At 69.2% G+C, this 4,376-nt stretch carries 4 protein-coding genes and 1 pseudogene; 1 reads left to right on the top strand and 4 read right to left on the bottom strand.

Annotation, left to right across the window (positions count from 1 at the left end; translation table 11 throughout):
- The 3 genes from PKC53_RS18770 to rpsL form a co-directional block, all read right to left on the bottom strand.
- A partial coding sequence (locus PKC53_RS18770) for a GTP-binding protein (RefSeq protein ID WP_324431414.1) occupies nucleotides 1–848 on the bottom strand: 848 nt, incomplete at its 3' end.
- An 85-nt stretch (nucleotides 849–933) separates the two neighbouring features.
- Complete coding sequence (rpsG, locus tag PKC53_RS18765) at nucleotides 934–1,404, bottom strand: 30S ribosomal protein S7 (protein ID WP_324431412.1); 471 nt, start codon at nucleotides 1,402–1,404, stop codon at nucleotides 934–936.
- A 120-nt stretch (nucleotides 1,405–1,524) separates the two neighbouring features.
- Nucleotides 1,525–1,902 carry a 30S ribosomal protein S12 gene (gene rpsL / locus PKC53_RS18760; protein ID WP_324431410.1) on the bottom strand — a complete coding sequence of 126 codons (378 nt, stop codon included), beginning with the start codon at nucleotides 1,900–1,902 and terminating at the stop codon, nucleotides 1,525–1,527.
- Nucleotides 1,903–2,254: 352 nt separating this feature from the next.
- Between rpsL and PKC53_RS18755 the strand changes: the two genes are divergently transcribed.
- The gene (locus tag PKC53_RS18755; protein WP_324431408.1) at nucleotides 2,255–2,722 is read left to right on the top strand and encodes a PIN domain-containing protein; all 468 of its coding nucleotides are present in this window, start codon (nucleotides 2,255–2,257) and stop codon (nucleotides 2,720–2,722) included.
- A 62-nt stretch (nucleotides 2,723–2,784) separates the two neighbouring features.
- On the opposite strand, the pseudogene PKC53_RS18750 reads toward PKC53_RS18755, so the two are convergent.
- Nucleotides 2,785–4,376 (bottom strand): annotated as a pseudogene (locus tag PKC53_RS18750) (DNA-directed RNA polymerase subunit beta'); the annotation flags it as partial.

The following is a 4,376-nucleotide window of genomic DNA, read 5'->3' as shown; positions in this document are numbered from 1 at the left end:
ATCACCGCGTCGAGCATGCGCTGCACGCCCTTGTTCTTGAACGCGGTGCCGCACAGCATCGGCTGGATCTCGCAGGCGATGGTGCGCGCGCGCAAACCCTGCTTGATCTCGTCCTCGGTCAGCTCACCCGACTCGAGGTACTTGTTCATCAACTCCTCGCTCGACTCGGCGGCCGCCTCGACCATCTGCTCGCGCCACTTGCGGCACTCCGCCTCGAGTTCGGCCGGGATCGGCGCGTAGTCGAACTTCATGCCCTGGCTGGCCTCGTCCCAGACGATGGCCTTCATCTTGAACAGGTCGACGACGCCCTTGAAACCCTCCTCGGCGCCGATCGGCACGACGATGGGGACCGGGTTGGCGTTCAGCCGGGCCTTCATCTGCTCGTAGACCTTGAAGAAGTTGGCGCCGGTGCGGTCCATCTTGTTGACGAACGCCAGGCGCGGCACCTTGTACTTGTTGGCCTGGCGCCAGACCGTCTCGGACTGCGGCTGCACGCCCCCGACCGCGCAGTAGACCATGCACGCACCGTCGAGCACGCGCATGCTGCGCTCGACCTCGATCGTGAAGTCCACGTGCCCCGGCGTGTCGATGATGTTGATGCGGTGCTCGGGAATGGTCAGGTCCATGCCCTTCCAGAAGCAGGTCACCGCCGCCGACGTGATCGTGATGCCGCGCTCCTGCTCCTGCTCCATCCAGTCGGTCGTCGCCGCGCCGTCGTGCACCTCGCCGAGCTTGTGGTTGACCCCGGTGTAGAAGAGGATGCGCTCGGTCGTGGTGGTCTTGCCGGCATCGATGTGCGCGCTGATACCGATGTTGCGGTAGCGCTCGATGGGGGTCTTGCGGGCCATGGTGTACTCCAAACGCAGGGGCCGCTCGCGGGTCCGTACTAACCCTGAGAGCGGCCGGAAGTCGGTGAAAGACGGGCGCCGGTGGTCAGAACCGGAAGTGCGAGAAGGCCTTGTTCGCCTCGGCCATGCGGTGCACCTCGTCGCGCTTCTTCATCGCGCCGCCGCGGCCTTCGCTGGCCTCGAGCAGTTCGTTGGCCAGACGCGCGGCCATCGACTTCTCGCCGCGCTTGCGCGCCGACTCCTTCAGCCAGCGCATCGCCAGCGCGACGCGACGGATCGGACGCACCTCGACCGGCACCTGGTAGTTCGCGCCGCCGACGCGACGCGACTTGACCTCGACCATCGGCTTGACGTTGTTCAGCGCGGTCAGGAACACCTCGAGCGGGTCCTTTCCGGCCTTCTTCTCGACCTGGTCGAGCGCGCCGTAGATGATGCGTTCGGCGACGGCCTTCTTGCCGGACTCCATGACGACGTTCATGAACTTCGACAGGTCGACCGAGCCGAACTTCGGGTCGGGGAGGATCTCGCGCTTGGGGACTTCGCGACGACGAGGCATGGGAATGTTCCTTTTGTCGATTCAGTTGGCGGCCGGCTGGGCGGCCGCCCCGAAGGGCCATGAGGACCCTTCACTTACTTAGCCGGCCTTCCGGCCGACTTGTCCTTCAGGCCGAAGGCGTCAAGCCTTCTTGGGCCGCTTCGCGCCGTACTTCGAACGCGCCTGCTTGCGGTCCTTGACCCCCTGCAGGTCGAGCGAGCCGCGCACGATGTGGTAACGCACGCCCGGCAGGTCCTTCACGCGGCCGCCGCGCACCAGCACGACGCTGTGCTCCTGCAGGTTGTGACCCTCGCCGCCGATGTACGAGATGACCTCGAAGCCGTTGGTCAGGCGCACCTTGGCGACCTTGCGCAGCGCCGAGTTCGGCTTCTTCGGCGTCGTGGTGTAAACGCGCGTGCACACGCCGCGGCGCTGCGGGCAGTCCTGCATCGCCGGCGACTTGGACTTCACGACCTCGACCTGACGGCCTTGACGCACGAGCTGGTTGATGGTGGGCATGGTGGTAACTGTTTCCCGTTGAATCTCGATCGGGTGCCGCCGGCCGGACGCCGCGCCGTCGCACCGCCCGCTGGCAGGCGACCGGCCCGGCGCACCGCGCACCCGCCGTGCACTCGTGCCTGCGGCCAGGCCCGGCTCGCCCGGTGTCGACCGCCACGGACCGCGCCGCGTTCGCGCACCTAGCACCCAGCCGACCCGCCGCCGCGCGATGCGACGGCGCCCCGGCTCCGGGCGCGCGCGAAACGACGGCACAATCCGCCGAAAAGCCTGCGATTATATGCGCACCCGGGTGTCCCCGCAAGAATGGGTGGCCGCGCCTCGTGAAGGGGACGGCGTCGCGGGCGATCCCGCGATGGCCCCGGCTGCCACGGTGGGGCTGGACCCCGTCGACGCCCCTGCGCTCGTCCTCGACACCAACGCCGTGCTCGACTGGCTGTGGTTCGCCGACCGCTCGATGCACGGCGTGGCACGGGCCATCGTCGCCGGTCGCTGCCACTGGTTGCAGACCGGCGCGATGCGTGCCGAGCTCGAACACGTGCTGCGGCACCGACTGCCGCCCCGCCCCGGGGGCGACGCCGGCGCGGTGGTGACCGCGTGCCGGCGCTGGGCGCACGCCGTCGCCGAAGCGGCGCCGGCGCTGCTGCGCTGCGCCGACCGCGACGACCAGATGTTCGTCGACCTGGCGATCGCCGCCGGCGCGCGCTGGCTGGTGACCCGCGACCGTGCGCTGCTCGCGCTCGCGCGACGCGCGCAGGCGCTGGGTCTGGCCGTGATTGAACCGCCGCACTGGCCACGGTCGACCTCGCCGCGCGCCGCGTGAACCGAAAGGAGAGGGGGCGGCCTGCGCCGCCCCCCCCCGGTCACGTCGGCCGCAACCCGGCGTCAGTCGCCGCTCGGGTGATCCCCGGACGCCGACGCGGCATCGACCTGCGCCAGCTGCGCGGCGGCCAGTTCCTCGGCCTCCTGCAACGCGATGGCGCGACGCTCGGTCTCGTCCATCTCCTCCTTCGCCTTGCGGGCCTGGTGGAACGCCATGCCGGTGCCCGCCGGGATCAGGCGGCCGACGATGACGTTCTCCTTCAACCCGCGCAGCTCGTCGCGCTTGCCCATGATCGCCGCCTCGGTGAGCACCCGGGTGGTCTCCTGGAACGACGCGGCGGAGATGAAGCTGTCGGTCGACAGGCTGGCCTTGGTGATGCCCAGCAGCACGTCGGCGTGCGTGGCCGGCAGCTTGCCGTCGGCGCGCAGCTTGTCGTTGGTGTCCAGCAGCTCCGAGCGCTCGACCTGCTCGCCGGCGATGTAGCCGCTGTCGCCCGGGTCGACGATCTGCACGCGGCGCAGCATCTGACGCACGATCACCTCGATGTGCTTGTCGTTGATCTTCACGCCCTGCAGGCGGTAGACGTCCTGCACCTCGTCGACGATGTAGCGCGCCAGCTCCTCGATGCCCAGCAGGCGCAGGATGTCCTGCGGATCGGCCGGACCGTCGACGATCGACTCGCCCTTGTTGACCACCTGGCCTTCGTGCACCAGGATGTTCTTCTCCTTGGGCACCAGCTCCTCGAACACCTTGCCGTCGGGGTCGGTGATCTGCAGGCGCACCTTGCCCTTGGTCTCCTTGCCGAACGACACCGTGCCGGTGATCTCGGCCAGCGTGCCCTTGTCCTTCGGCGAGCGCGCCTCGAACAGCTCGGCCACGCGCGGCAGGCCGCCGGTGATGTCGCGCGTTTTCTGACCTTCGACCGGGATGCGTGCCAGCACCTCGCCCGGCACCAGGTCCTGGCCGTCGCGCACCTGGATCAGCGCGCCGACCGGGAAGCCGATCGTCACCGCGTGATCGGTGCCCGGGATCTTGACCTCGACCCCGGCGGCGTCGAGCAGCTTGACCTGCGGACGCACCACCTTCGCGGCACCGCGGCGCTTCGGGTCGATCACGACCAGCGTCGACAGGCCGGTGACCTCGTCGACCTGCTTGGCGACGGTCACGCCCTCCTCGACGTTCTCGAACTTCGCCTTGCCGGCGAACTCGGTGATGATCGGGCGCGTCAGCGGGTCCCAGTTGGCCAGCACCGTGCCGGCCCTGATCTGCTGGTCGGCCGTGACGTTGAGCGTGGCGCCGTAAGGCACCTTGTGGCGCTCGCGCTCGCGGCCGTGCGGGTCGGTGACGATGATCTCGCCGGAACGGGAGATGACCACCAGCTCGCCCTTGCCCGACTTCGAGTTCATCACGTAGCGCATCGTCGGGTTGAAGCCGACGATGCCGTCGCTCTTGGCCTCGACGCTCGATGCCACGGCAGCACGCGACGCCGCGCCGCCGATGTGGAAGGTGCGCATCGTCAGCTGCGTGCCCGGCTCGCCGATCGACTGCGCGGCGATCACGCCGACCGCCTCGCCGACGTTGACCAGGCCGCCGCGACCGAGGTCGCGGCCGTAGCACTTGGCGCACAGGCCGAAGCGCGTGCTGCAGGTCAGCG

The organism is Azohydromonas sp. (genome assembly GCF_035325925.1).
Taxonomy (GTDB): domain Bacteria; phylum Pseudomonadota; class Gammaproteobacteria; order Burkholderiales; family Burkholderiaceae_C; genus Calidifontimicrobium.
The sequence above is the reverse complement of the archived record's forward strand: the minus strand, read 5'-3'. Positions and strand labels throughout refer to the sequence as shown.